The sequence below is a fragment of the Nonomuraea sp. NPDC049655 genome, assembly GCF_044465465.1.
GTDB lineage: Bacteria > Actinomycetota > Actinomycetes > Streptosporangiales > Streptosporangiaceae > Nonomuraea.
The window spans coordinates 258,203-280,340 of sequence record NZ_JBITLS010000008.1; the positions used below are offsets into that span (position 1 = coordinate 258,203).

General features: G+C 75.5%; 17 protein-coding genes. 7 read left to right on the forward strand and 10 right to left on the reverse strand.

The features are described 5' to 3' along the window. The first annotated feature begins 30 nt into the window (after window positions 1-30). Together ACIBQ6_RS26450 and ACIBQ6_RS26455 are read left to right on the forward strand one after the other, a co-directional pair. Window positions 31-903 carry a PfkB family carbohydrate kinase gene (locus ACIBQ6_RS26450; RefSeq protein WP_397215076.1) on the forward strand — a complete coding sequence of 291 codons (873 nt, stop codon included), beginning with the start codon at window positions 31-33 and terminating at the stop codon, window positions 901-903. A gap of 43 nt (window positions 904-946) precedes the next feature. Further along, window positions 947-2,035, forward strand: a complete 1,089-nt coding sequence (locus tag ACIBQ6_RS26455; RefSeq protein ID WP_352349572.1) for a LacI family DNA-binding transcriptional regulator — start codon at window positions 947-949, stop codon at window positions 2,033-2,035. A gap of 15 nt (window positions 2,036-2,050) precedes the next feature. On the opposite strand, the gene ACIBQ6_RS26460 is transcribed toward ACIBQ6_RS26455, so the two are convergent. Both ACIBQ6_RS26460 and ACIBQ6_RS26465 read right to left on the reverse strand, forming a co-directional pair. Further along, window positions 2,051-2,338, reverse strand: coding sequence for a DUF3040 domain-containing protein (locus ACIBQ6_RS26460; protein ID WP_352349574.1), 288 nt, complete (start codon window positions 2,336-2,338; stop codon window positions 2,051-2,053). 359 nt (window positions 2,339-2,697) lie between these two features. Beyond that, window positions 2,698-3,300 (reverse strand): DNA starvation/stationary phase protection protein, encoded by a 603-nt coding sequence (locus tag ACIBQ6_RS26465; RefSeq protein WP_358283061.1) that lies wholly within the window; start codon window positions 3,298-3,300, stop codon window positions 2,698-2,700. Between the two features lie 190 nt (window positions 3,301-3,490). Here ACIBQ6_RS26465 and ACIBQ6_RS26470 point away from each other — a divergent pair, with 190 nt between their 5' ends. Then, window positions 3,491-3,625, forward strand: a complete 135-nt coding sequence (locus ACIBQ6_RS26470) for a hypothetical protein (RefSeq protein ID WP_358283063.1) — start codon at window positions 3,491-3,493, stop codon at window positions 3,623-3,625. A 102-nt stretch (window positions 3,626-3,727) separates the two neighbouring features. Here the strand turns inward: ACIBQ6_RS26470 and ACIBQ6_RS26475 are convergent, their stop codons facing one another. Then, window positions 3,728-4,168, reverse strand: coding sequence for a PPC domain-containing DNA-binding protein (locus tag ACIBQ6_RS26475; protein WP_397215079.1), 441 nt, complete (start codon window positions 4,166-4,168; stop codon window positions 3,728-3,730). A 37-nt stretch (window positions 4,169-4,205) separates the two neighbouring features. Then, complete coding sequence (locus ACIBQ6_RS26480; RefSeq protein WP_397215081.1) at window positions 4,206-4,745, reverse strand: hypothetical protein; 540 nt, start codon at window positions 4,743-4,745, stop codon at window positions 4,206-4,208. 99 nt (window positions 4,746-4,844) lie between these two features. Between ACIBQ6_RS26480 and ACIBQ6_RS26485 the strand changes: the two genes are divergently transcribed. Together ACIBQ6_RS26485 and ACIBQ6_RS26490 are read left to right on the forward strand one after the other, a co-directional pair. Beyond that, complete coding sequence (locus tag ACIBQ6_RS26485) at window positions 4,845-8,189, forward strand: protein kinase (RefSeq protein ID WP_397215083.1); 3,345 nt, start codon at window positions 4,845-4,847, stop codon at window positions 8,187-8,189. Window positions 8,190-8,300: 111 nt separating this feature from the next. Further along, complete coding sequence (locus ACIBQ6_RS26490; RefSeq protein WP_397215085.1) at window positions 8,301-11,402, forward strand: AfsR/SARP family transcriptional regulator; 3,102 nt, start codon at window positions 8,301-8,303, stop codon at window positions 11,400-11,402. 58 nt (window positions 11,403-11,460) lie between these two features. Here the strand turns inward: ACIBQ6_RS26490 and ACIBQ6_RS26495 are convergent, their stop codons facing one another. The 5 genes from ACIBQ6_RS26495 to ACIBQ6_RS26515 all read right to left on the reverse strand — a co-directional run bounded on the left by ACIBQ6_RS26495 (window position 11,461) and on the right by ACIBQ6_RS26515 (window position 19,472). Next, window positions 11,461-12,435 (reverse strand): hypothetical protein, encoded by a 975-nt coding sequence (locus tag ACIBQ6_RS26495; protein WP_397215087.1) that lies wholly within the window; start codon window positions 12,433-12,435, stop codon window positions 11,461-11,463. Further along, window positions 12,435-13,835, reverse strand: coding sequence for a phenylacetate--CoA ligase family protein (locus tag ACIBQ6_RS26500; RefSeq protein WP_397215089.1), 1,401 nt, complete (start codon window positions 13,833-13,835; stop codon window positions 12,435-12,437). Before ACIBQ6_RS26500 ends, ACIBQ6_RS26495 begins: the two co-directional genes overlap by 1 nt. Window positions 13,836-14,089: 254 nt before the next feature. Beyond that, window positions 14,090-15,469: an FAD-dependent monooxygenase gene (locus ACIBQ6_RS26505; protein WP_397215091.1), complete on the reverse strand. Its 1,380-nt coding sequence runs from the start codon at window positions 15,467-15,469 to the stop codon at window positions 14,090-14,092. 54 nt (window positions 15,470-15,523) lie between these two features. Further along, a complete protein-coding gene (locus ACIBQ6_RS26510) occupies window positions 15,524-18,574 on the reverse strand; it encodes a hypothetical protein (protein ID WP_397215093.1) in 3,051 nt (1,016 codons plus the stop codon). 115 nt (window positions 18,575-18,689) lie between these two features. Then, a complete protein-coding gene (locus ACIBQ6_RS26515; protein ID WP_358283078.1) occupies window positions 18,690-19,472 on the reverse strand; it encodes an SAM-dependent methyltransferase in 783 nt (260 codons plus the stop codon). A 98-nt stretch (window positions 19,473-19,570) separates the two neighbouring features. Between ACIBQ6_RS26515 and ACIBQ6_RS26520 the strand changes: the two genes are divergently transcribed. Continuing rightward, entirely contained in the window at window positions 19,571-20,596 is a 1,026-nt protein-coding gene (locus ACIBQ6_RS26520) for a hypothetical protein (protein ID WP_397215095.1), read from the forward strand. Between the two features lie 9 nt (window positions 20,597-20,605). On the opposite strand, the gene ACIBQ6_RS26525 is transcribed toward ACIBQ6_RS26520, so the two are convergent. Next, window positions 20,606-21,205: a TetR/AcrR family transcriptional regulator gene (locus ACIBQ6_RS26525; protein ID WP_397215097.1), complete on the reverse strand. Its 600-nt coding sequence runs from the start codon at window positions 21,203-21,205 to the stop codon at window positions 20,606-20,608. 72 nt (window positions 21,206-21,277) lie between these two features. On the opposite strand from ACIBQ6_RS26525, the gene ACIBQ6_RS26530 reads away from it, so the two are divergent. Then, the gene (locus tag ACIBQ6_RS26530) at window positions 21,278-22,081 is read left to right on the forward strand and encodes a class I SAM-dependent methyltransferase (RefSeq protein ID WP_397215099.1); all 804 of its coding nucleotides are present in this window, start codon (window positions 21,278-21,280) and stop codon (window positions 22,079-22,081) included. Window positions 22,082-22,138 lie beyond the last annotated feature (57 nt).

Sequence of the window (22,138 nt, forward strand, 5' to 3'; positions counted from 1 at the left end):
CATCCCGAACCCCCTCGGCACAGGAGAAACATGAGAGTCCTCGGCTTCGGCGACAACATCGTCGACCGGTTCGTCGATCGGGGCATCGACTATCCGGGCGGCAACAGCGTGAACGTCGCCGTCTACGCGGGCCGCCTCGGCGTCGAGGCCGCCTACCTCGGGGTCTTCGGCGACGACGACCTCGGCGGCTTCCTGCGCGAGGCCGTCGCCGCGCAGGGCGTCGCGGTCGATCGCTGCGTGGTGCGTCCCGGCGAGAGCGGCGTGTCGCGGCTGCGCGTGGACGACGGCGACCGGGTCTTCCTGGGCTGGAACGGCGGCGGCGTCACCGTGCGGGAGCCGCTGGCGCTGACCGGCGACCTGCTCGCCTACGCCGGCTCGTTCGACCTGGTGCACTCCAGCGTCTACTCCGGCAGCGAGGACGAGCTGCCCGGCCTGGCCGGCCTGCGTCCCCTGGTCAGCTTCGACCTGTCCAGCGAGGACGACTACCGCGCCCCCGCCTACCTGGACCGCGTCTGCCCGCACGCCGACCTGGTGCTCCTGTCCTGCTCCCACCTGGACGCGGCGGGCACCCGCGACCTGCTGGCCCGCGCCGTGGCGAGCGGCGCCCGCCTGGCCCTCGGCACCAGGGGTGTGGACGGCGCGATGGCCTACGACGGCCACCATCTGGTCGCCGCCCCCGCCCGGCTGGTCGAGGACCCGGGCAAGATCGTCGACACCATGGGCTGCGGGGACGCGTTCCTGGCCGGGTTCGCCGTCTCCCTGCTGCGCGACGGCTGGCGCAAGGGCGCCGCGCCCGGCCGCGGGGCGGTCCTGCGGGCGCTGCTGGCCGGCGCGGAGACCGCCTACGACCAGTGCTTCGTCGAAGGCGCCTTCGGCTTCGGCAGGCCCGCCCCGCGCGGCTAGCATGGGCGTGCCCGCGACCCCCCAGAAACGAGGAACCCGTTCGATGGCAGCCGACCGGAGCCAGTCGGGGCGGCCGACGATCTCGGAGGTGGCCGCCGAGGCCGGCGTCGGCCGCGCCACCGCGGCCCGCACCCTCGGCGGCTACGGCTATGTCAGCCCGGAGCTGCGCGAACGGGTGCTGGCGGCGGCCGAGAAGCTCGGCTATCGCACCAACGCCCTGGCCCGCAGCATGTCCACCGGGGTCAGCCACACGCTCGGCGTGATCCTGGCCGACATCGGCAACCCGTTCTTCGCGGGCGTCATGCGCGGCATCTCCGACGCCTCGCGCGCCCGCGGGTTCGACACGATCGTGCTGAGCACGTACGAGCGGCTCGACGAGGAGGTGGCGGCCACCGACGTGCTCATCGACAAGCGGGTCGACGGCGTCATCATCGCCTCGGCGGCCGTGGGGCGCGACGAGGTCAAGCACATCAGGGCGGCCATGGGCCGGGGCATCCCGATCGTGCTGGTCGACCGCGCGGTCGCGCCGCTCGACCTCGACACGGTCGTCATCGACAACCGCGGCGCGGCCCGCGAGGCCGTCGAGGTGATGATCGCGGCCGGCCACCGGCGCATCGGGTTCGTGTGGGGGCCGTCCTCGGTCGATCCGCCCGTGACCAGGCGGGCGCTGCTGGAGAAGGCCCGCAACGTGTGGACCGACGGCGAGCGCCTGCGCGGCTACCTCGACGCGCTCGACGACGCCCGCATCCCCTTCGATCCCGAGCTGGTCATGACCGGCCCGAAGACCGAGGAGTGGGCCACCCAGGAGGTGGCCCGCATGCTGGCGCTGCCCGACCGCACCACCGCCCTGTTCTGCACCGAGACCGACGCCGTGACCGGGGCGCTGCGGGCCGTGCGCGCCGCCGGGCTGTCCTACCCGGCCGACATCTCGCTCATCGGCTTCGACGACAGCGCCTGGGCGGCCGTCATGGACCCGCCGTTGACGATGATCGAGCAGCCGGTCCACCAGCTCGGCGCGAAGGCCGCCGAGGTGCTGCTCGACGTGCTCGACGGCGCCGAGCCGCGGCACGACGTGCACACGCTGCGCTCGCGCCTGGTCACCCGCGCCTCGGTCGCCCCGCCGCCGTCCTGAGCGGGCGGCCGGCGGTCATGGACGGGTGACCTGGGGCGAGGTGGTCACCACCTCACGGGTGGGGCGCGGCGCGGGCGGGGTGCGCGGACGGCCCGCCGCCACGAACACGACCGCCGACAGCAGGGTCATCGCGACCACGATGACCAGGATGAACGCCATCTCCCTGCGGGTCACCGGGCAGCGGCGGCGGCGGGCCGGTTTGGCGTTGAGCGCGTCGATGCGGCAGGCGAAGTCGCGGTCCTGCCAGCGCAGATCCTGCTCGATCTCGGCCAGGATGCGGCGTTCGCGGTCCGACAGGCTCATGGCCGCCGCTCCCGTCCCGCGACGCCGTGGGCGGGGGCGGGCGGTGAGGTCAGCGGTTGGGTCATGTCGTTCTCCGTCGCTCCCGGTCAGAAGTAGCCCCCGTCAGGGCGGCCCGGTCGGGGTCGGCCCTGGTCAGAGGGCGTCCCGCTGGTGAGGCACGCCTTCGTGGCGGCGCGCTCTGGCGGGTCGCCGGCGGCCCCGAAGGCCCGCGATTCCTCCGTACCCGGCGGTGCGGGCTCGATGCGGCGCCTTACTGCGCCCGGTATGAACCGTTACGCCCGGTGTGCTATGTCCGCCTAAATCCAGACATTTCCTTCACCTGGCGTCGATTTCCGGCTTACCGGACATCGGGTGGCCGGTCAGCTGTCCGGCTTCTCCACCAGCGGGGTGTCCACCAGGTGCTCGATCAGGAACCAGGTCTGGAGCTCGTTCGTCCTGATGACGTCGGAGACCAGCAGGTCGTTGGTGCCGTCGTCGCCCATCTCCTGCGCCCGGGCGGCCGCGTCGTGGGCGGCCACGAGGATGGTCTCGTGCGCCTCGATCAGGCGCGAGAGCATGGCGGGCACCTCCTCGCAGCCGTTCGGCGGGCGCGGGATCACGGTGATCTCGGCCACGTGCCGGGGGTCGCCCACCGCGACGCCGCCGAGGGTCTGCACGCGCTCGGCCATCTCGTCCACCAGCGCGATCTGCTCCGAGGCGTGCTTGTCCAGCAGCAGGTGGAGCTGGTAGAAGGTCGGGCCGCGCATCAGCCAGTGGTGCTTCTTGTACAGGCTGTAGAGGATCTGGGTGTCGGCCAGGATCTGGTTGAGGCGCTGGCAGGAGTACTCGCGCGCGTCACGGGAGAGGCCGAGCGGGAACATCCGCACGGTGCCGTACTCCTGGATCTCCACGCCGTTCACGTGCAGCCACGGCTGGCTGTCGGGCTTCGACCGGGTCGGCTTGGCGGAGCGTTTGGTGGGCACGTACATCTCCTCAGATAGTCGGAACAATCGCCCGGAAACCTCCCCTTCGGCGCGCCAAGCGCCCCCACGAGCCCGCACAAGAGCCGGTCAACATCCGGCGTCCGCGATCGTTTGCCCGCAGGTCAGAGGGGTAGCCGGACCGATGGGCGCGGGGGAGCCCCGTGTCCGGTCCGCCGGGAGGGGGATGAGCATGCGACGCAAAGAGCCCGAGGACGAAGAGACGCCCGCGGCCGATCTAGAAGGCCCCGCAGGCGAGGAAGAGTACGACGAGGAGCGCGAGCGCTTCGAGCACATGAAGGAACTGAACCCGGACGACTTCGAGTGACCGCCGCCGCCCGGCGACCGGGCGGGAGCGGGCCGGGCCGGCGCCGGCGGCCGGCGAGGACAGTGCGGGCTGAGAGGTCGGCGGCGGCGCAGGCCGAGGGGGTCAGCGCAGGTCGATGAGGGCCAGGCCGGTGGCGGGGTCGTGGCGGCGCCGCAGGTAGCTGGGGGACTGCGTGACGATCACCTCCAGCGTCGGCCACACCTGGCCGGCCAGCAGGTGGCCGCCGCGGGTCGTGCCGTCGGGCAGGCCCACGACCGCATGGGCGTGCAGGGTGGGCCGCACGTCGTCGTCGGGCATGGCGAAGTCGCCGATCAGGGAGAGCACCTCGGTCTGGCGGTCGACCGGGATCGGGTCGTAGCGGAGCGCCGCCGGGTCGAAGAAGCCCAGCGTGACCTGCCGGAACCCGCCGATGCCGGTCAGCCGGGCGGCGCGGACGCCGTTGTCGGCGGCCCACGCCGTCAGGCTCTCGACCACCTCGTCACCGGGGTCGAGGACCACCGCGTACGTCTGCTCCTCCACCGTGGAGAGCCGCTTGCTGCGCATGACGATCTCCTGCCCGCACGGCGCGCGGGCAACCCGGTCACTTCCAGACGGCCTTGGCCAGGATGTTCCCCAGCCCGGGGGTCTTCCACTGGTCGACGACCAGCACCTTCTCCTTGCGCAGGTACCAGATGCGCTGGGTGAAGGACACCGGGGCCGGCTTGCTGGTCTTCGTCTGGCAGCCCAGTCTCCACTCGGTGAAGCGGGCCTGGTGCCCCGCCCCCACCTGCACGGTCGCGGTGCGGGCGGGCCGGACGGGCTGGACGCCCTCCCAGTAGCGCCGGTCCGGGACGCACTCCACGACCCCGGTGCTGGGGTGGTACGGCTGCCCCGGCCGGTACGTGCCGCCCTCGGAGGCGTAGGCGATGGCCCGCGGCCCGCCGAGGGAGAAGCCGGGGCACTCCGTCGCCCGCTTGGAGCAGGCCCCGGTGACCACGTCGAGCCCGCCGACCGGGTCCTTCTTCACCTTCCAGGAGACCGGTATCTGGATGGTGAACCCCTGGAACGACACGGGTTTGGTGGCCTGCGCGGGCGTTCCGGTCAGAACGAGCGCCGCGCTGAGCGTCAAGGTCATGAGCACGGCGGCGATCCTAGATCCTGACGCCGCTGGAATGTCAAGCACCGATAAATCGGCAAAAATGACCACAACTTTGCCGGCGATCATCGCATCCAACCAGCCGTGAACGCGTTGACCCCCGACGACCCGCAACGCCTGGGCGGCTACTGGCTCGCCGGACGGCTGGGCGCCGGCGGTCAGGGCGTCGTCTACGAGGCCTACGCCGAGGACGGCGCCCGGGTGGCGATCAAGGTGCTGCACGGCGACGAGGCCGGACGGCTGGCCAGGGAGGCCGAGGCGGCGCGGCGGGTCGCCTCGTTCTGCACTGCCCGCGTGCTCGCCGCCGAGCTGGACGGCCCGCGCCCCCACATCGTCAGCGAGTACGTCGCCGGGCCGAGCCTGCGCCAGGCGGTCGCCGCCGGCCGCCGCTTCCTCGGCGGCGACCTGCACCGCCTGGCCACGGCGGTGGCGACGGCGCTCACCGCCATCCACGAGGCCGGCGTGGTGCACCGCGACCTCAAACCGGACAACGTGCTGCTCGGCCCGGACGGCCCGCGGGTCATCGACTTCGGCATCGCGCGCACCGCCGAGATGTCGCTGACCGCGACCGGCCTGGTGACCGGCACACCGACGTACATGGCGCCCGAGGTGTTCGGCGGCCAGCGGGCCGGCGCGCCCGCGGACGTGTTCGCCTGGGGCTGCGTCGTGCTGTACGCGGCCACGGGCGCCGACCCGTTCGAGGCCGAGAGCCTGGGCGGGGTGATGCACCGGGTGTTGTCGGCCACGCCCGACCTGGCCGCGCTGCCGGACTCGCTGCGCCCGCTGGTGTCGGCGGCGCTGAGCAAGGAGCCCGGCCGGCGTCCCGAGGCCCGCCGGCTGCTGCTCGCGCTGGTCAGCGGGGACGGCGGGCTCGACACCGCGCGGCTGCTCGAACGCGGGCGACAGGCCGCCCACGTCGCCGGGACGGTCGCCGACCCGTCGCTCGGCACGCTGGCCGAGGACTCCTACACCCTGCTGTCCCCCGCGGAGCGGGAGCTGGCGCCTGAGGTGTTCCTGCGCCTGTTCACCGTGGACGGCATGGGCGAGCTGGCCACCCGGAAGGCCGCCCTGGACGAGCTGGTGGCCGGTCGCCCGGCGGCCGAGATCCCGGCGGTCACCAGGATCCTGGAGGTGTTCGCGTACCTGCTGGGCCGTGACGGCCGCGAGGTCTGGCTGGCCCGCCCGGCTCTGCCGCACGCCTGGCCGCGGCTGCGCCGCTGGATCGAGGCCAACAGGGAGGGGCTGGCCGTCCACGGCCCGATCCTGGCCGCCGTCCGGCGCTGGGACGACGGCGGCCGCAGGGACGGCGGCCTGTTCCACGGCACGATGCTGGACGAGGCCCTGAGCTGGGCGGCGACCGCCCGCCGGGACATCAGGCTGTCCCAGGCCGAGCGAGACTTCCTGGAGTCGTCGGCGCGGCTGGCCAAACGCCGGGCCCGCCGCGCCCGGCTGCTGACGCTGAGCCTGGCGGGGCTGCTGGTCGTCGCGCTGGTCGCGGGCGGCGTGGCGGTCCAGCAGAGCAGGCTCGCCGCCGCCCGCGCCGACGAGCTCCAGGACCGCCTGACGACGTCGGAGTCCACGCGCCTGGCCGCGCGCGCCGAGGCGACCCGGCGGAGCGATCCGGTGCTCGCCGGTCTGCTCGCCGTGGCCGCCTGGCGGCTGCGGCCCACGCCGCAGGCCAGGGCGGCGCTGACCGCCGCGCTCGCGCAGCGCGAGCGCGGCATGTTCCGCGACCCGGCCGCCGCCCGCAGCACCCTGCGGGCGCTGGGCGCCGACGGGCGCACGCTGCTCAGCGTCGGCCAGGACCAGGCGCGGCTGTGGGACGTGCGCACGGGCCGGCGCGTCACCCTGATCTCCGGGCTGGGCCTCGGCCGCGACCCGGTGTCCGACATCGGGCTGTCCCCCTCGGGCCGCACGCTGGTCGCCGCCACCGGGCGCCGCGCCCGCGCCTGGGACGCCGGCACCGGCCGCCCGGTCGGCGACTGGCCGGTCCACCGGACCAGGGACCTGGTCGAGGGCTGGCAGGACGTCGTCCGCCGGCACGAGGGCCGCAAGGTGATCGTCAAGCCGGACGACAGCGAGCAGTGGGACGTCACCGACCCCGCCGCCCGGCGCGGCACACTGAGCCCCGACGGCCGGTGGCTGGCCACGTCCGGCGACGGGACCCTGACCCTGAGGCAGACGGAGGAGGGCTGGACCGAGGAGGTCGGCGAGGGCACGGAAGGCGTATGGAACAAGGGCGATCCGGTCTTCGACCACACGGGCCGGCTGCTGGCCACCGTCACCGACGCCACCGTCCAGTTCTGGCGGCTGCCCGACAGCCACCTGCTGAGCGCCGTCCCGGTGCGCGGGGACGTGGACACCGGAAGCCGCCCGGCCGCCGCCTTCGACGGCACGACCTTCCGCTACCTGGTCGGCGACCAGGTGTTCGCCGTGGACGTCGCCGACCTGGTGAACGAGCCGGTCGAGGGCCCGCCGTACGAGCGGGCCGACCTCGGCGAGGACGGGCTGCACCTCGTCGTGGACGGCGCGCTCCGCCAGGTCGGGGGCGGGACAACCGGCCGCCTGCCCACCGCGCACGCGCTCGCCTTCAGCCGCGACGGCCGGAGCCTCGCGCTGCTGTCCGGCCTCGACGTCAGCGTCCTGGACCCCACGACCAGGCAGCCCGCGGGCGGGTTCACCGCCGGTGCCGGGCGGGCGCAGCCCGAGCTCGTCCGCTTCAGCCCGGACGGCGCCCGGCTCGCGCTCGTGCTCGACGGTCCGGGAACCGGCGAGGACGCGGTCGAGCTGTGGGACTGGCGGTCGCGCCGCCGCCTGTGGAGCACGCCCCTGAGCCAGGTCGTGGACCTGGCGTTCGCGCCCGACGGCGGACGGCTGGCGGTGACCGGCCTGGACGTGCGCGTGTTGCGGGCGGCCGACGGCCGGGCCGCGGGCCCGCCGTTCAGCGTCTTCGGCAAGGACGTCCTGGGCTCCTGGGTGCGTTTCACCCACGCGGGGGACGGGCTGGCCGTGTTCGACTCGCGCGGCCGGCTGAGCACGTGGGACGCGGGCGGCCGGCGGCTGACCGAGGGGACCGAGGGCTTCTCCTTCCTCGGCACGCCGGCGTACTCGCCGGTCGAGGACCTCGTCGCGGTCAACGCGGGGCAGGGCCGCGTCCGCCTGATCGACCCCACGACGGGCGGCGACCTCGGCCTGTCCGCCGACCCGGGCGGCGGACTCGACCGCGACGAGGGCGAGCTGCTGTCGATCGCCTTCGCGCCCGACGGCTCGCACGTCCTGACGGTGGACGCCGGCGGGACCGTCGGGCGCGTCCCGGCCGCCGCCGAACTGGTGGCGAAGACGGTCTGCGCGCGCGCCGGGCGGGCAATGACCGAACGGGAGTGGCGGACGTACGTGCCCACGCTGCCCTACCGGCCCGTCTGCGGCTGACCGCGCCGGATCAGGTCAGGGTCCCTCACCCGGGATTGTCAAAACGCCGTCGCGGGGGATGTACTGCCGTCCGGAAAGCCGATCTTTCGGTTCGGCCACGAGGGAGGCACGGTGGACTTCGCGATCCTCGGCACGATCCGGGTCAACGGCCCCGGCGGGCGGGTGCACCTGAGCCGCAAGCAGCGGGCCGTGCTCGGCGTCCTGCTGCTCCACCCGAACGCGACCGTCTCCAGGGAGCGCCTGATCTCCGCCGTCTGGGACGATCCGCCGCGCTCGGCCCTGGCCAACATCCAGACCTACGTCCACCAGCTCCGGCGGTCCCTGGCGGGCGGCGGCCTGCTGGTGCGCACCGAGGGCTCTGGCTACGTCTGCGAGGTCCCGCCGGGCAGCCTGGACCTGCTGGTGTTCGAGGACACCCTGCGGCTGGCCCGGCGGGAGCGGGCGGCGGGCGACCTGGCCGCGGCCGAGCGCGCCTACGCCGAGGCCGTCGCCCTATGGCGCGGCGCGCCCGCCGAGGACGTGCCGCTCACCGGCGCGATGGCCCCCCGGCTCCTCGAACTGGAGGAACGCCTCGCGGTCGCCCGGTCGGAGTGGATCGACGCCCGGCTCGCCCTCCGGCAGGACGACCTCGTCGCCGAGCTGCGCGCCCTCATCGCCGCCCACCCGCTGCGCGAGCGGCTGTGGGAGCAGCTCGTGATCGCCCTGCACCGCGGCGGGCGGCGGGACGAGGCACTGGACGCCTTCCGCGAGGCCCGCGAGCTGCTGGTCGCCGAGCTGGGCCTGGAACCCGGCCCCGAGCTGCGCCGCCTGCACGCCGCGCTGCTCGCCGGCGACCCCGACCTCGACCGGCTGCCGGGGGCGACCGCGGCGGCCGAACCGCGCTTCCCGGCGGCCGGCCCGGCCGCCCAGTGGCCCGGGGCGGCCGTGCCGCTTCAGGCGTTGTGTCAGCTCCCGGCCGACACCGCCGACTTCGTCGGCCGGGAGCCGGAGATCGCCGAGCTGCTGCAGCTGTTACGGGCGCGGCCGGACCGGCTCAGCCCGCCGATCGCGATCCTGTCGGGCCTGCCCGGCATCGGCAAGACCACGCTCGCCGTGCACCTGGCCCACCTGCTGCGCGCCGACTACCCGGGCGGCCAGCTCTTCGTCCGGCTCGGCCAGGACGCCCGCGGCGCGCGCGACCCCGGCGAACTGCTCGACGTGCTGCTGCGCTCCCTCGGCCTGGACGGCGCCATGATCCCCGCCTCGGCCGAGGAACGAGCCGGGCTGCTCCGCCAGCGGCTGGCCGACCAGGCGGTGCTGGTCGTCCTCGACGACGCCGTGGACGAGGCGCAGCTCCGCCACCTGCTGCCGGGCACGCCGCGCGGCGCGGTCCTGGTGACCTCCCGCTCGCCGCTGCCCGCGCTGGAGGGCGCCGTCCGGATCCGGCTCGACCTGCCCGGCGAGCGGGACGCCCGGCTGCTGCTCGAACGCGTGGCCGGCCGCGACCGGATCGGCGCCGCGCCGGACGCCGCCGAGGAGATCCTGCGTTCCTGCGGCCGGCTGCCGCTGGCGCTCAGGGTCGCCGGCGCCCGCCTGGCGATCCGCCCGGTCTGGCCGGTCCGCGAGCTGGCCACCCGCCTGGCCGGCCACGACCTGGACGAGCTGGTCGTCGGCGGCCTGGACGTCCGGGCGACGTTCGAGCCCGGCTACGCGGCGCTGCCGGAGTGGGCCAGGCACGCCTTCCGCCTGCTCGGGCTGGCCGGGCTGGACAGCGTCGCCGAGTGGACCACCGCCGCCCTGCTCGGCCTGCCCGCGCGGGAGGCCGACGCCGTCCTGGAGACGCTGGTCGCGCGCGGCATGCTCACCTCCACCGAGATCGACGCCGCCGGTCAGCCCCGCTACCGGCTGCACGACCTGCTGCGCGTCTACGCCAGGGAACGCGCCGAGGCGGAGGAGCCCACCGGGCAGCGGCACGCCGCGCTGACCCGGCTCGCGCTGGAAAGCCTCCGCAGGACCAGGGCCGCCGCCCGCGGCCTGCCCATCCCGCTGTCCCCGCCCTACGAACGCGGAGAACCCGGCCCCGGCACGCCCGCCGGCCCGACTTCCAGCACGCCCACCGGCCCGGCTTCCGGCCCGGCTTCCAGCACGCCCACCGGCACGGTGTGGTTGTCGGCCGAGCGGCGCACGCTGGTGCTCGCCGTCACCACCGCCGCCGAGCTGGGGCAGGTCGCCACCGCCGCGGAGCTGGCCCACCACCTGACCGGCTACCTGACGATGGAACGTTTCCTGGCCGACGCCGAGCGCGTCCAGCACGCGGTGATCGCGGCGGCCACCGCGGCGGGCGACGAGCGCACGGCCCTGCGGTCCAGGCTGCTGCTGGTCAACATGGACATCGAGCGGGGCCGCTACCCGGCCGCCGACGCGGCGTGCGGGGAGCTGCTGGCCGCCTTCGATCGGGTCGGCGACCCGCACGGGGCCGCGTACGCGCTGATCAGCCGGGCCGCCGACCGCCACGGCTCGGGCCGGCTGGACGAGGCGCTGGCCGACGCGTACGCGGCGATCGAGCTGCTGGCCGCGCACGACGACGCCGCCGGCCTGGCCTACGCCTGGACGTGGCCGATCTGGATCCACATCGAACGCGGCGAGCACGAGCAGGCCGTCAAGATCGCGCGTGCCCGGCTGGCGGAGACCGGCGAGGAGGACCACGGCACCCGCGGCAACCTGCTGCGCGCCCTCGGCACCGCCTGCTACCAGGCGGGCGAGACGGCCGAGGCGGTCGCGTGCTACCGCGAGAGCCTGCTGACCGCCCAGGCCGTCGGCGACCGGGTCGAGATGAGCAAGGTGCTGCGCAGGCTCGGCGAGGCGCTGGGCGCGCTCGGCCGGTTCGAGGAGGCGGCCGAGACGCTGGCGGCGAGCCTGCGGCTGTTCGTGGAGTGCGGCGACGTCCTGGGCGAGGCGCTGAGCGGGCACGCACTCGGCGTCGTCCGGCTGCGCCAGGGCGACCCGCGCGAGGCGCTGCGGCACCTGGCCGCCGCGCTGGACCGGCTCGGCCGCGACGGCCCGCAGGTGTGGCGGGCCCGCACGCTCACGGAGATGGGCCGGGCCCACGCCCGCCTCGGACGGCACGAGGAGGCGACCACGGCCTGGCGGCACGCCCTGCCCCTGTTCGGCGACACCCCGGAGGGCCGCCAGGTCGCCGCATACCTGAAGAACCACCCCCGCGACAAGCCGTGACGGTCAGCCTTCCGGCCGGCCGTGACGGTCACCTCCGGGCCGGGCGCGGGCCTGCGGCTCAGTCCTGGAGCCACCGCACGACCGGGGTGCCGGTCGCGCCTGCCAGCCGGGCCTCGCGGCGGGCCTGGCCCGGGGTGGCGCCCTCGCCGACGAGCGCGCCGCCGTCGTCCAGCGCGGCCCACACCCCCGCCGGCGCGCCGGCCGGGACGTCCAGCGCCCGGTTCACCGCGGGCCGGACCGGCGCGGGCGTGCGCCGGGCCGACCACCGCCGCCAGTACAGCCACTGGACGAAGATCAGCGGGCCGAGCGCGGTCAGCAGCGGGATCGGCCGCCCGCCGCCCAGCACGACGGCGATGGAGACCGCCAGCAGCACCGCCTCCAGCCCGGCCGCCCACCAGGCCGCCGCCTTCCCGTACGCCCGGACCGCCACCGCCGGCCAGATCGACAACATCAGGCAGTCCCCGAGGCCGATCAGCGAGGGGTTCTCGCCGTAGGAGGTGGCCAGCACGGGAGCGAACGGCAACCCCTGCATGCGCTGCACGAAGTCGAGGGTCAGCGAGGACAGCCCGGTGGCCAGCGTGTCGTAGCCGGTGAGCGCCACCGCCAGCGCGGCCACCTGGCCGGGCGTGACCGCCGCCTGCACCCACAGGTTCACCGCCCCGACGACGAGCAGCATCAGCAGCACGTCGTTGACCACCAGCACCCCCGCCGGCCATCCGGCGAGGTAAACGGCGACGTCGGCGGCGCACAGCAGCAGCACCGCCGCCGTCGCCCATCGGCCGCCCAGCACGGGCGCGAGCGTGAGCTGCCCCAGCGTCAGCACCACCAGCCCGAAGACCGACACCACGACGCCGGTCGGCAGGTGCAGGTACGCGAACGGCATCACCACCAGCGCGGCGACCATGACCGCGATGTCGGAGCCCACCATCCGGCCGACCGGCGGCCTGGCCATGACGTAGCGGCCCAGGTAGGCGGCGGTCAGCGCGACGGTCAGGGCGACGAGCGCGTACAGCGCCGGCACGTACGGGGTCATCACAGTCCTCGCTCGAAGCTGAGCTCCAGCAGGTCGGCGCGGAGCCGGCAGGGGGCAGGCAGGTCGTCGGCGGTCTCGACCAGGACGATGCCGTCCAGGGGCAGCCCGTGCGCCCGCTCCTCCAGGCGGCCGAGCAGGCCCGCGTCGGACTTGCCGGCCACGACGTACAGCAGGGAGCCCTCCAGCGACCAGCGGGTGGGCAGCGGCAGCGCGTGCTCGGCCTGCAGCACGTCCAGGACGTCGCGCGTGGTGAGCCCGCCGGGCGACACCCGCCCGAGCACGCGCGAGGTCGCGGGCAGCGCGGCCAGCGCGCACGACGGCTGCTCGTCCGCGCGCAGGACCCTGACCAGGTCGCCGGTGACGTACCGGAGCAGCAGGGTGGTGTCGCGGTAGGTGGAGTACGGGGTGACCACGATGGTGCCGACGGCCCCCGGCTCGGCGGGCCGCAGGGTGACGGGGTCGAGGATCTCGACCAGCCCCTGGTCGGCCGGCAGGTGCAGGTGGCCGTCGGCGCAGACCCGGCCGCCCACGGGGGCGATCTCGGTCATGGAGTAGCCGTCGCGGACCTGCGCGCCGAACGTGTGCTCCGCGCGCACGCGCAGCGCGTCGGTCAGCACCTCGCCGCCGGACCAGATCGTGCTCAGGCCGAAGTCGCCGGCCTGCCAGCCGCCCCGCTCGGCCTCCTGGACCAGGGCCGCCAGGTAGGAGGCGGTCACGTTGAGCTGGGTGATCTGCGGGTGTTTGCCCGGCACGTGCATCGGGGTGGCCAGCCGGTCGAGCGCGACGGCCGGATCGACCGCGCCCAGGTGCACGAACGCGGCCCCGGTCCGCGTGACGGCCCGCTCGGTGAGGATCTGGGCGATGGACCGCGAGCTGATCGCGTTGGCCCACAGGTCGGCGGAGCGCAGGTTGCCGGCGAGCATGAGCGCCAGCGCCGACATCGAGGACATCAGCTCGATCTCGTACGCCGAGAACCACACCATGGTGGGCGTCCCGGTCGTCCCCGTCGTGTGCGCGAGCACGACCGGGCGGGCGCGGTCGGAGACGAACGCGGCGGGCATGCCGCGCAGGTCGGCCTTGGACGTGGGCGGGATCGTGGACAGCGTCGCGGGCGTGATCGAGCCGGGGTCCACGCCGTTCGTCTCGAACCAGCGCCGGTAGTAGGGGCTCTCGGCGGCCGCGTGGCTGACCGTGCGCCGCAGCCGCCGCCGGGTCAGGTCCTCCTGGAGCTCGGGGTCGCTGCCCGCGAGCAGGTCGTCGGCGCCCTCGCCCGGGGACCCGAACGTCTCCAGGGTCACGCGCATGTCGTCGGCCAGCGCGTTCACGTCCCGCAGGCGGAACCTGCGGCCCGACATCATCGACCAGGCATAACCGAGCTGGCGTACCGCGGTGCCGAACACGCCTCGTCCTTCCGCTCGTGTGGGGGGTGGCCCCCCGGGAGACGCGGTCCCCCGGGGGTGCACGCGAGGGTGATCAGCCGTTCAGCACGAAGATGGCGGTGGACAGGGCGCTGACGGCGTACTTGGCGTAACGGCGAGCGGTCTTGACCATGAGGATCTCCCTGGTTGCTCGGGGCGCACGGGTGGCGCCCGCTGAGATCCAAGGATGTGCGGGGGCGCAAGAGAGCCACTACAGGTCCACTACAAAGGGGGCCTCACACCAGCGTCAGGTAGTGGGCCAGCTCGGCGGCGGAGTCCGTGGCGATCCCGACGTGGCCGTCCGGGCGCACGAGCGTGTGCCGCGCCCCGCCGTACGGCTCGGCCGGCGCGTACGCCCGCACCTGCGGGCCGTCCGGCACGCGGGGCGCGGGGTCCGGCGACAGCAGCGTGAAGTGCGGGCCGCGCAGCAGGTCGAACAGGCGCGCCCGGGAGCCGTCGGCCAGCCGCAGCGGCCCGTCGGGCATCCGCTCGCCGCCCGCGCGGGCCAGCGAGCCGCCCCGGTAGCCGACCCGGAGCTGGTAGGTCTCCTCGTCCCGCTTGTACGACTTCCGGTCGTGCAGGTCCGTGCTGAGGCCGAGCACGCGGGCGGCGACCGGGCGGCGCTCCTCCTCGTAGGTGTCCAGCAGCGACGCCGGCCCGCCGGTCAGCGCGCGGGCGAGCTTCCAGCCCAGGTTGTAGGCGTCCTGGACGCCGGTGTTGAGGCCCTGGCCGCCCGCCGGGGAGTGCACGTGGGCGGCGTCCCCGGCCAGCAGCACGCGTCCGGCGCGGTAGGCGTCGGCCAGCCGGATGTTGACCCGGTAGAGCGAGGACCACAGCAACTCGGTGACGCGGGCCGCGCGCAGCATCGAGCGTTCGGCGAAGAGCCGCTGGAAGCCGGCCAGGGTCAGGTCCGGCGTCGCGCCCGGCCTGAGGGGGGCCATGAACTGGAAGGCGTCGGTGCCGGCCATGGGGTACAGGGCGACCATCCCCCTGCCCGGCCGCACCCAGGCGTGGATGTGCTCGCGGTCCAGCCCCTCGACGCGCACGTCCCCGAGGACCATGCGCTCCTCCTCGCGGGTCTGGCCGGTGAACCCGATGCCGAGCGCCTTGCGCACCGTGCTCCTGCCGCCGTCGGCGGCGACCAGGTAGCGGGCCCGCAGCGTCGTCCCGGTGCCGAGCCGGGCCGTCACGCCGTCCGCGTCCTGCTCGAAGCCGGTCAGCTCGGCGCCGTGCTCGACCGCGCCGCCCAGCTCGGCCAGCCGTTCCCGCAGCAGCGCCTCGGTGCGCCACTGCGGGTGCATGCGCACCGTCGGGTACGGCACCTGCTCGCTCGCCGCCGCCGGCCGGTGCATGCGGCCCTGGTAGACCGGCAGCCGCCCGATCCTGACCCGGATCGGCGGGTAGGGCGTCGTCCCGGCCAGGACCCGGTCGACGATCCCGAGGTCGTCGAAGATCTCCAGCGTGCGCGGCTGGAGGCCCTTGCCCTTCGAGCCCGCCGAGGGCGCCGCCGCCCGCTCGACGACGCGGTGGGCGATCCCGCGCCGGGCCAGCTCCACGGCGAGGGTGAGGCCGGTGGGCCCGGCGCCGACGATGAGCACGTCCGTCTTGTCCGTCATGAGGGGACCGTGCCAGGTAGCGCTGCCAGATCTCTGTCAGCGCCCTGCCGGAGGTCACGAGCAGGGCGGACGGTAGGGCAGGTCGTCGAAGTAGCGCCGCCACTCGGCCCGGGTGAGTGGCATCCCGGCGGCCTCGCAGACGCGCTCGGCCACCGACTCCGGCCGCAGGTCCCACAACCGCAGGTCGTGCCCGGCGGCCGAGACGAGGGTGTGGTCGTCGGCGTACAGGACGGTCCCGAGGTCGGGATGGGACAGCTCGGCGATCGGCCGGCGGGAGCGCAGGTCCCACAGGCGGGTGGTGCGGGAGGCGTCCGTGGTGGCCAGGGCGGCGCCGTCGGGGCTGAACCCGGCGACCAGGACGGTGCCGCCGTGCCCGCGCAGGACCGCCGGACGGGGGGCGCGGCCCGGGCCGGCGATCCGCCAGACCCGGGCGGTCCGGTCGTGGCCGGTGCTGACCAGCACGTCGCCCTTCGGGCCGAAGCGCACGCCGGCCACCGCGTCGGCGTGCTCCTCGTGGTGGGCGACCTGGTCGAGGGCGCGGCGGCGCACGTCCCACAGCCGTACGCCGCGGTCGGCGCCGCCGCTGGCCAGCAGGCCGCCGCCGGGGCTGAAGTCGAGCGCGCCGACGTCGCCGAAGCCGTCGCGGGCGGCCAGGCGGCGCGGCGGGCCGGTGACGTCCCAGAGCAGCAGCCGGCCGCCGTGGTCGCCGGTGGCCAGGACGCGTCCGTCGGGGCTGAGCGCGGCGACCGCGAGGCCGCGTACCGGCAGCCGGACGTGCCGGGCCGGGCGGTAGGGGTCGCGGATGTCCCACACGGTCACGGCCACGCCGCGCTCGACGGTGGCCAGGCGGCGGCCGTCGCCGCTCAGCGCCGGAGCGGCGGTTGCTGGAACGTTCCATCGTGACAGCAGCACGCGGTGGCGGGGATCGCGGACGTCCCACAGCGCGCCGCCGCGCGCGCCGGTCGTGGCCATGAGCGTCCGGTCCCGGCTCAGGGCCAGCCCGGTCACCGGGTCGGGCACGCGCACCGGATGGCGCCACTGGTAGAAGGCGCCGGCCGCCGACCCGGTGGCCAGTGCCTGGCCGTCGGCGGTGAAGGCGAGGCCGAGCACGCGGTCGGGATGCGGGAACGAGGTGACCTCCGCGCGGCTTGCGACGCTCCACAGCCGGACCGCGCGGTCGTCGCCGGCGGCGGCCAGGACGGTGCCGTCCGGGCTGAAGGCCAGGGCGCCGGCGGGGTCGCCGTACCGGACGGGCCGGTCGCAGCGGCGGGCGCGCAGGAGGCAGAGCCAGGTGCCGCGGGCGGGCGCCGACCAGGCCAGCGCGCCGCCGTCGGGGCTGATCGCGAGCGCGGCGGGGCCGTCCTGGATGCCGGTCGCGATCGTGTCCGCGGGGGAGGCGGGCCGCGCCGGGTCCCACAGGCGCACGCTGCCGTCGTCGTGGCCGGTCACCACCGTGTCGTCGCCGACGGCGAAGCGGGTGACCTGGGCGGAGGCGCGTACCGGGGGCAGGGCGACCGGGCGGCCGGCGAGCCGCCAGCGCCGGACGCCGTGCGCGGCGGCGGCCAGCACCGTGCGGCCGTCCGGCGTGAACGCCGCCGTCGCCGCGCCGGGCAGGGCGGCGACGTGCCGGGGGCGGGCGGGGTCCACGACGTTCCACACCTCCACCCCTTGCCGAGTGGCCGCCAGCAGGACGCGGTCCCCGCCGGACGGCCGGAAGGCGAGCGCGCCGACCGGCCCGGCGGCCCGCGGCAGGGTGGCCAGCGGGGTGCGGCGGCGCGAGTCGGTGGCGTCCCACAGCTCGACCACGCCGTTGTCGGCGCCGGTCGCGAGCAGGGCGTGGTCCTGGCTGTAGGCGATCGCCCGCAGCCGGTCGCCGGCCGAGCGCAGGCGGGTGGCGTACGGCTCGGCGGTGTCGAGCAGCGTGCCGCGGGTGCCCGGGGTGTCGGCCAGGCCCTGGGCGGCCACCGCCACCTGCATCGCCAGCGCCGGGTCCGTGGCCCGCAGCGCCCGCGCCTGGACGGCGGCCCGCTCGGCGAGCGCGGTGACGCGGGCGGCGCTCGCCCGGCCGCTCTTCTGCCACGCCAGCCCCGCGCCCGCCCCGGCGACCACCACCAGCACCACCAGCGCCACGACCAGCCCCCGCACCCTCCGCCCGACCGGACACCCCCTGCCGCCCCCACCGAAGCCGGAGGAGAGTGCCGCGGGCCCCACGCCAGAGGCGGAAACCGCCGCCTCCGGCCCAGGAGAGGGCCCAACGGGTTCCAGAGGAGGGGGCTCCTCCCGGTCGGGGGAGGGGGAAGCTGGCGCGGGGCCGGGGGGGAGGGGTGGCGCGGTGGCTTGCCGGTAGGCGGCGTGGGTGAGGGTGTCGCCGTCGCGGCGGTGCCAGGTGGCGCGCATCGCGTGGGACAGGCGCGGCAGCGCGTCGGCCGCCGCCGGGGCGTCGTCGCGGACGCCCAGGTCGTGCAGGATCGTCTCGGCCAGCCCCGGCTCCAGGGACAGCCCGGCGACCCGGGCCGGTTCGGTGATCGCGCGGCGCAGCTCGTCGCCGGTCATCGGGCCGAGCGGCAGCGACCGCGTCCGCAGCGCCTCGACCAGCGGCGGAAACCCCAGGCACCGCTCGTAGCAGCCGGCCCGCATCCCGATCACCACCGGCAGCCCGCCCGCCGCGAGCGCGCACAGCTCCTCGACGTACGCCTTGCCCCCGGACCCCGCCCGAGCCGTGAACAGCTCCTCGAACCGGTCGACCACCAGCAGCGCGCACTCCTCCACCGGCCGCCCCCCGCCCCGGACCGGCGAGCCGGGCGTACGCCACAACACCCCGGCGCGCCCCCGCTCCGTCGCCCCCGCCGGCGAACCCGCCAGGACGGCCGGCACCAGCCCGGCGGCCAGCACCGACGTCTTGCCCGACCCCGCCGCCCCGGCCAGCACCACGGGATGGGCGGCGCGCGGCGCCCCCAGCAGCCCCACCAGCTCGGACACGACCCGCTCGCGCCCGAAGAACCACCTGGCGTCCCCGGTCGTGAACGGCCCCGGCGGCCAGGGGCACGGATCCCGCGCGCACCGGTCCCGCTCGCTCCCCAGCCCCGCGCCGAACCCGTCGTCCATCCCGCTCCCGTCACTCAATGAAGTTGATCGGGGACTCAGGGTACGCGGGCCCGCCAGGCGGCGTACGCCGGTCGGCAAGGCGGCATCGCCCGGACCGGCGCGAAGCGGGGGACGGTCAGCGCTTGCGGCCGACGCCCGCGCAGTAGACGGCCTCGCGGTCGGCGTACAGCGTCTCGGGGACGGGACGCCAGCGCGGCAGCGGCACCACGCCCGGCTCCAGCAGCTCCAGCCCGTCGAAGAAGCTCGTGACCTCCTCAAGGCTGCGCAGCGTCATGGGCGCCCCGCCGCTCTCGTTCCAGTGACGGACGCCCTCTTCGAGCTGCCTGCCGACCACGCCGTGGGAGATGGCCAGGTGGCTGCCCGGCGCCATCGGCTCCAGCAGCTCGGCGATGATCGAGCGGGCCTGGCCGGTGTCGGGGAGGAAGTCCACGACGCCGAGCAGGGTCAGCCCGATCGGCCGGTCGAAGTCGAGGTGCTCGGCGGCGGCGGCCAGGATCTTGCCGGGCTCGCGCAGGTCGGCGTCGACGAAGGCGGTCGTCCCCGCGGGCGCGGCCCGCAGCAGCGCCCGCGCGTGGGCCAGGACCATGGGGTCGTTGTCGACGTACACGACGTGGCTGTCCGGGGCCACCGCCTGGGCGACCTGGTGGGTGTTGTCCGCGGTGGGGATGCCGGTGCCGATGTCCAGGAACTGCCGGATGCCCGCCTCCCCGGCCATGTACCGCACCGCGCGGCCGAGGAACTCCCTGTTCGTACGGGCCAGCACCGGCAGGTCGGGCACGGCGGCGAGGATCTGCTCGCTCACCATCCGGTCGATCTCGTAGTTGTCCTTGCCGCCCAGCCACAGGTCGTAGATACGGGCGGGGCTCGGAACATCGGTGTTCAGCGAACGTTCGCTCATCGCGACGCCTTCCGGACGAAAGGGGCTACGGGGGAGATCGTAGCCCCAAGATCCCTCCCACGGGCCACGTCCGGGCGGCCGGGCCTAGGCTTCCAGGGGTGATCCACTTACCTCCCGCCCGAGCCAGGGCCGACGTGCACGTCACCTATCACCAGATCGTGGTCGGCGAGCCGGGCCGCGCCCATCCGGGAACCGTACCCAACGGACTGACCGCCTCGGCGCCCGGCGCCGCCGTGATCCGGACGGGCATCCACACCGGCGTCGTGGACGTGACCGTACGGCTGGCCGAGACCGCCCCGCCCCTCGACCCCGAGGGCTGGGACGAGAGCGAGGAGGTGGAGCTCGTCACCTTCACCGGCGAGGTGCGCCTGTCCGGCATGATGCACTCCCCGCCGGACGCCCTGCCCCTCCTGACACCCCAGGGGCCGGGCCGTTACGGCATGCGCGTGCAGGCCCGCGGCCGGGACGTCGACCCGGCCGCGGTGCCGAAGGTGCCGTTCGAGTTCTACCTGGTGACCGTCTGGCCGGTGGAGACCGGGCCGGAGGCGGCGGCGAGGCTCGGCATCGGGGTCGCCGAGGAGCTGGGCCTGCCCGACAAGTCGGCCGAGATCCGGCGATGGACGCGCGAGCACGGCCTCCCGCACTCGGAGCGCGGCCGCAAGGCGTCGGGCCGGGACGAGCGGCCCGCGCTGCCGCATCCGGTACGGGTCACGGTGGGGACCGCCGACCACCGGATCCGGATCGTCAACCCCTTCCAGGACACCGCCGTCCCGCCGCCGCTGCCGGACGGGCTGGTCGCCGTCGCCCCCGACTCTCTGCTCATCCGTACGGCCAAGCGCGCGGGACGCGTCGGCCTGCACGTGAACTGGCAGGACGGCCCGCCCGCGGCGGCCGCCCGAGGCTGGGAGGAGAGCGAGGAGGTCGAGTTCGTCACCACCACCGGCGTGATGCGCGTGCGAGGCGTCGCCGACGGGCCGATCGACCTGACGCCCCAGGGCGCCGGGCGGTACGGCCTGCGCGTCCACGGCCGTCGCCGGGACCGGCCGACGCCGTCGAACCAGCCGTCGGAGGCGTACCTGCTGGTCGTGTGGCCCATCGCCCTGGGGGCGGCCGCGGCCCGGTGAGGCGGGGGTTCAGAGCAGGCGGCGCTGGACGGCGTCGGCGATGGCCGTGGTGACGATCCACTCGACGACGGCGGCGTCGGGCGGGTCGTCCTCGCGGCCGGCGAACAGCAGGTGGGCGCTGCCGATCAGGGTGAGCGCGAGGGCGTCGACGTCGGCGTCGACCGCGATGCGGCCCATCTCGCGCTCGGCGGCGAGGTAGGCGGCGATCATGGTCGTGGCCTCGCCGAGCAGCGGGAGCCCGGCCGACCCGGCCTGGCGCAGGCGGGCGCGCAGGCCGTCGCGGGAGATGACGAGACTGACGACGGCCACGGCGACCGAGCCGAACAGCTCCAGCAGCGCGAGGGTGAGGTTCCCCGCGACGGTGCCGGTGCCGGCGCTGGCCCGCAGGGCGGCGGACTGGGCCTCGACGCGGCGGATGCGGTCGGTCACCAGCTCGGCGAGGAAGGCGTCGAAGTCGGCGAAATGGCGGTGGAGCACGCCCTTGGCGCAGCCCGCCTCGGTGGTGACCGCGCGGCTGGTCAGGGCGTTGGGCCCGCCGCGGAGCAGGATGCGCTCGGCGGCGTCGAAGAGCTGTTCGCGCACGTCGCGGAGGGCTATGCCGGTGGGCACCGGGCCGGTCTCCTTTCTCGGCGAATCCCGTTCAGGGTAGACGAGTGGGCACGTGCCCATTAGAGTGGGCGCATGCCCACTAACACCTCCGAGAACGAGCCGCACCTGCATCGGCGGATGGCCGAGTCCTTCGGCGCCGACGCCGACCGCTACGACCGCACCCGCCCCCGCTACCCCGAGGAGATGGTGGCCCGGATCGCCGGGTCGAGCCCCGGCCCCGACGTGCTCGACGTCGGCATCGGCACGGGCATCGCGGCCCGCCAGTTCCAGGCGGCCGGCTGCCGGGTCTCCGGCGTGGACGTGGACCCGCGCATGGCCGACCTGGCCCGGCGCGACGGCATCGAGGTGGACGTGTCCGCCTTCGAGTCCTGGGACCCGGCCGGGCGCACGTTCGACGCGGTCGTCGCCGGCCAGACCTGGCACTGGATCGACCCGGTCGCGGGCGCGGCCAAGGCGGCCCAGGTGCTGCGGCCCGCGGGCAGGCTGGCGCTGTTCTGGAACGTCTTCCAGACGCCGGACGCCCTGGCCGAGCCCTTCGCCGAGGTCTACCGCCGGGTGCTGCCCGACCTGCCGGCGCTCGGCCAGGCCGGCCCCGCCGTGGGCATGTACACGTCGCTGCTCGACAAGATCGCCGACGGCGTCCGGGCATCGGGCGCGTTCGGCGCGCCCGAGCGGTGGGACTACGCGTGGGAGCGCGACTACACCCGCGACGAGTGGCTGGCGCAGGTGCCCACGCACGGCCCGGTCACCGGGTTGCCGCCGGAGCGGCGCAGCGCGCTGCTGGCGGGCATCGGGGCCGCGATCGACGCGGCGGGCGGCGCCTTCACCGTCCACTACGACGTCCTGGTGCTCACCGCCGTCCGGCGGGCTGAGTAGCCGTTACTCATGCGGCCATGGGAGCGCGCGCGGACGATCCTCCTCAGAGCGACACCC

Bases quoted from the DNA above. Each gene is read 5' to 3' on its own strand.
- ACIBQ6_RS26510 (WP_397215093.1), bottom strand. From the start codon at position 18,574: ATGGACGACGGGTTCGGCGCGGGGCTGGGGAGCGAGCGGGACCGGTGC.
- ACIBQ6_RS26470 (WP_358283063.1), top strand. From the start codon at position 3,491: ATGCGACGCAAAGAGCCCGAGGACGAAGAGACGCCCGCGGCCGATCTA.
- ACIBQ6_RS26515 (WP_358283078.1), bottom strand. From the start codon at position 19,472: ATGAGCGAACGTTCGCTGAACACCGATGTTCCGAGCCCCGCCCGTATC.
- ACIBQ6_RS26475 (WP_397215079.1), bottom strand. From the start codon at position 4,168: ATGCGCAGCAAGCGGCTCTCCACGGTGGAGGAGCAGACGTACGCGGTG.
- ACIBQ6_RS26505 (WP_397215091.1), bottom strand. From the start codon at position 15,469: ATGACGGACAAGACGGACGTGCTCATCGTCGGCGCCGGGCCCACCGGC.
- ACIBQ6_RS26530 (WP_397215099.1), top strand. From the start codon at position 21,278: ATGCCCACTAACACCTCCGAGAACGAGCCGCACCTGCATCGGCGGATG.
- ACIBQ6_RS26495 (WP_397215087.1), bottom strand. From the start codon at position 12,435: ATGACCCCGTACGTGCCGGCGCTGTACGCGCTCGTCGCCCTGACCGTC.
- ACIBQ6_RS26450 (WP_397215076.1), top strand. From the start codon at position 31: ATGAGAGTCCTCGGCTTCGGCGACAACATCGTCGACCGGTTCGTCGAT.
- ACIBQ6_RS26460 (WP_352349574.1), bottom strand. From the start codon at position 2,338: ATGAGCCTGTCGGACCGCGAACGCCGCATCCTGGCCGAGATCGAGCAG.
- ACIBQ6_RS26455 (WP_352349572.1), top strand. From the start codon at position 947: ATGGCAGCCGACCGGAGCCAGTCGGGGCGGCCGACGATCTCGGAGGTG.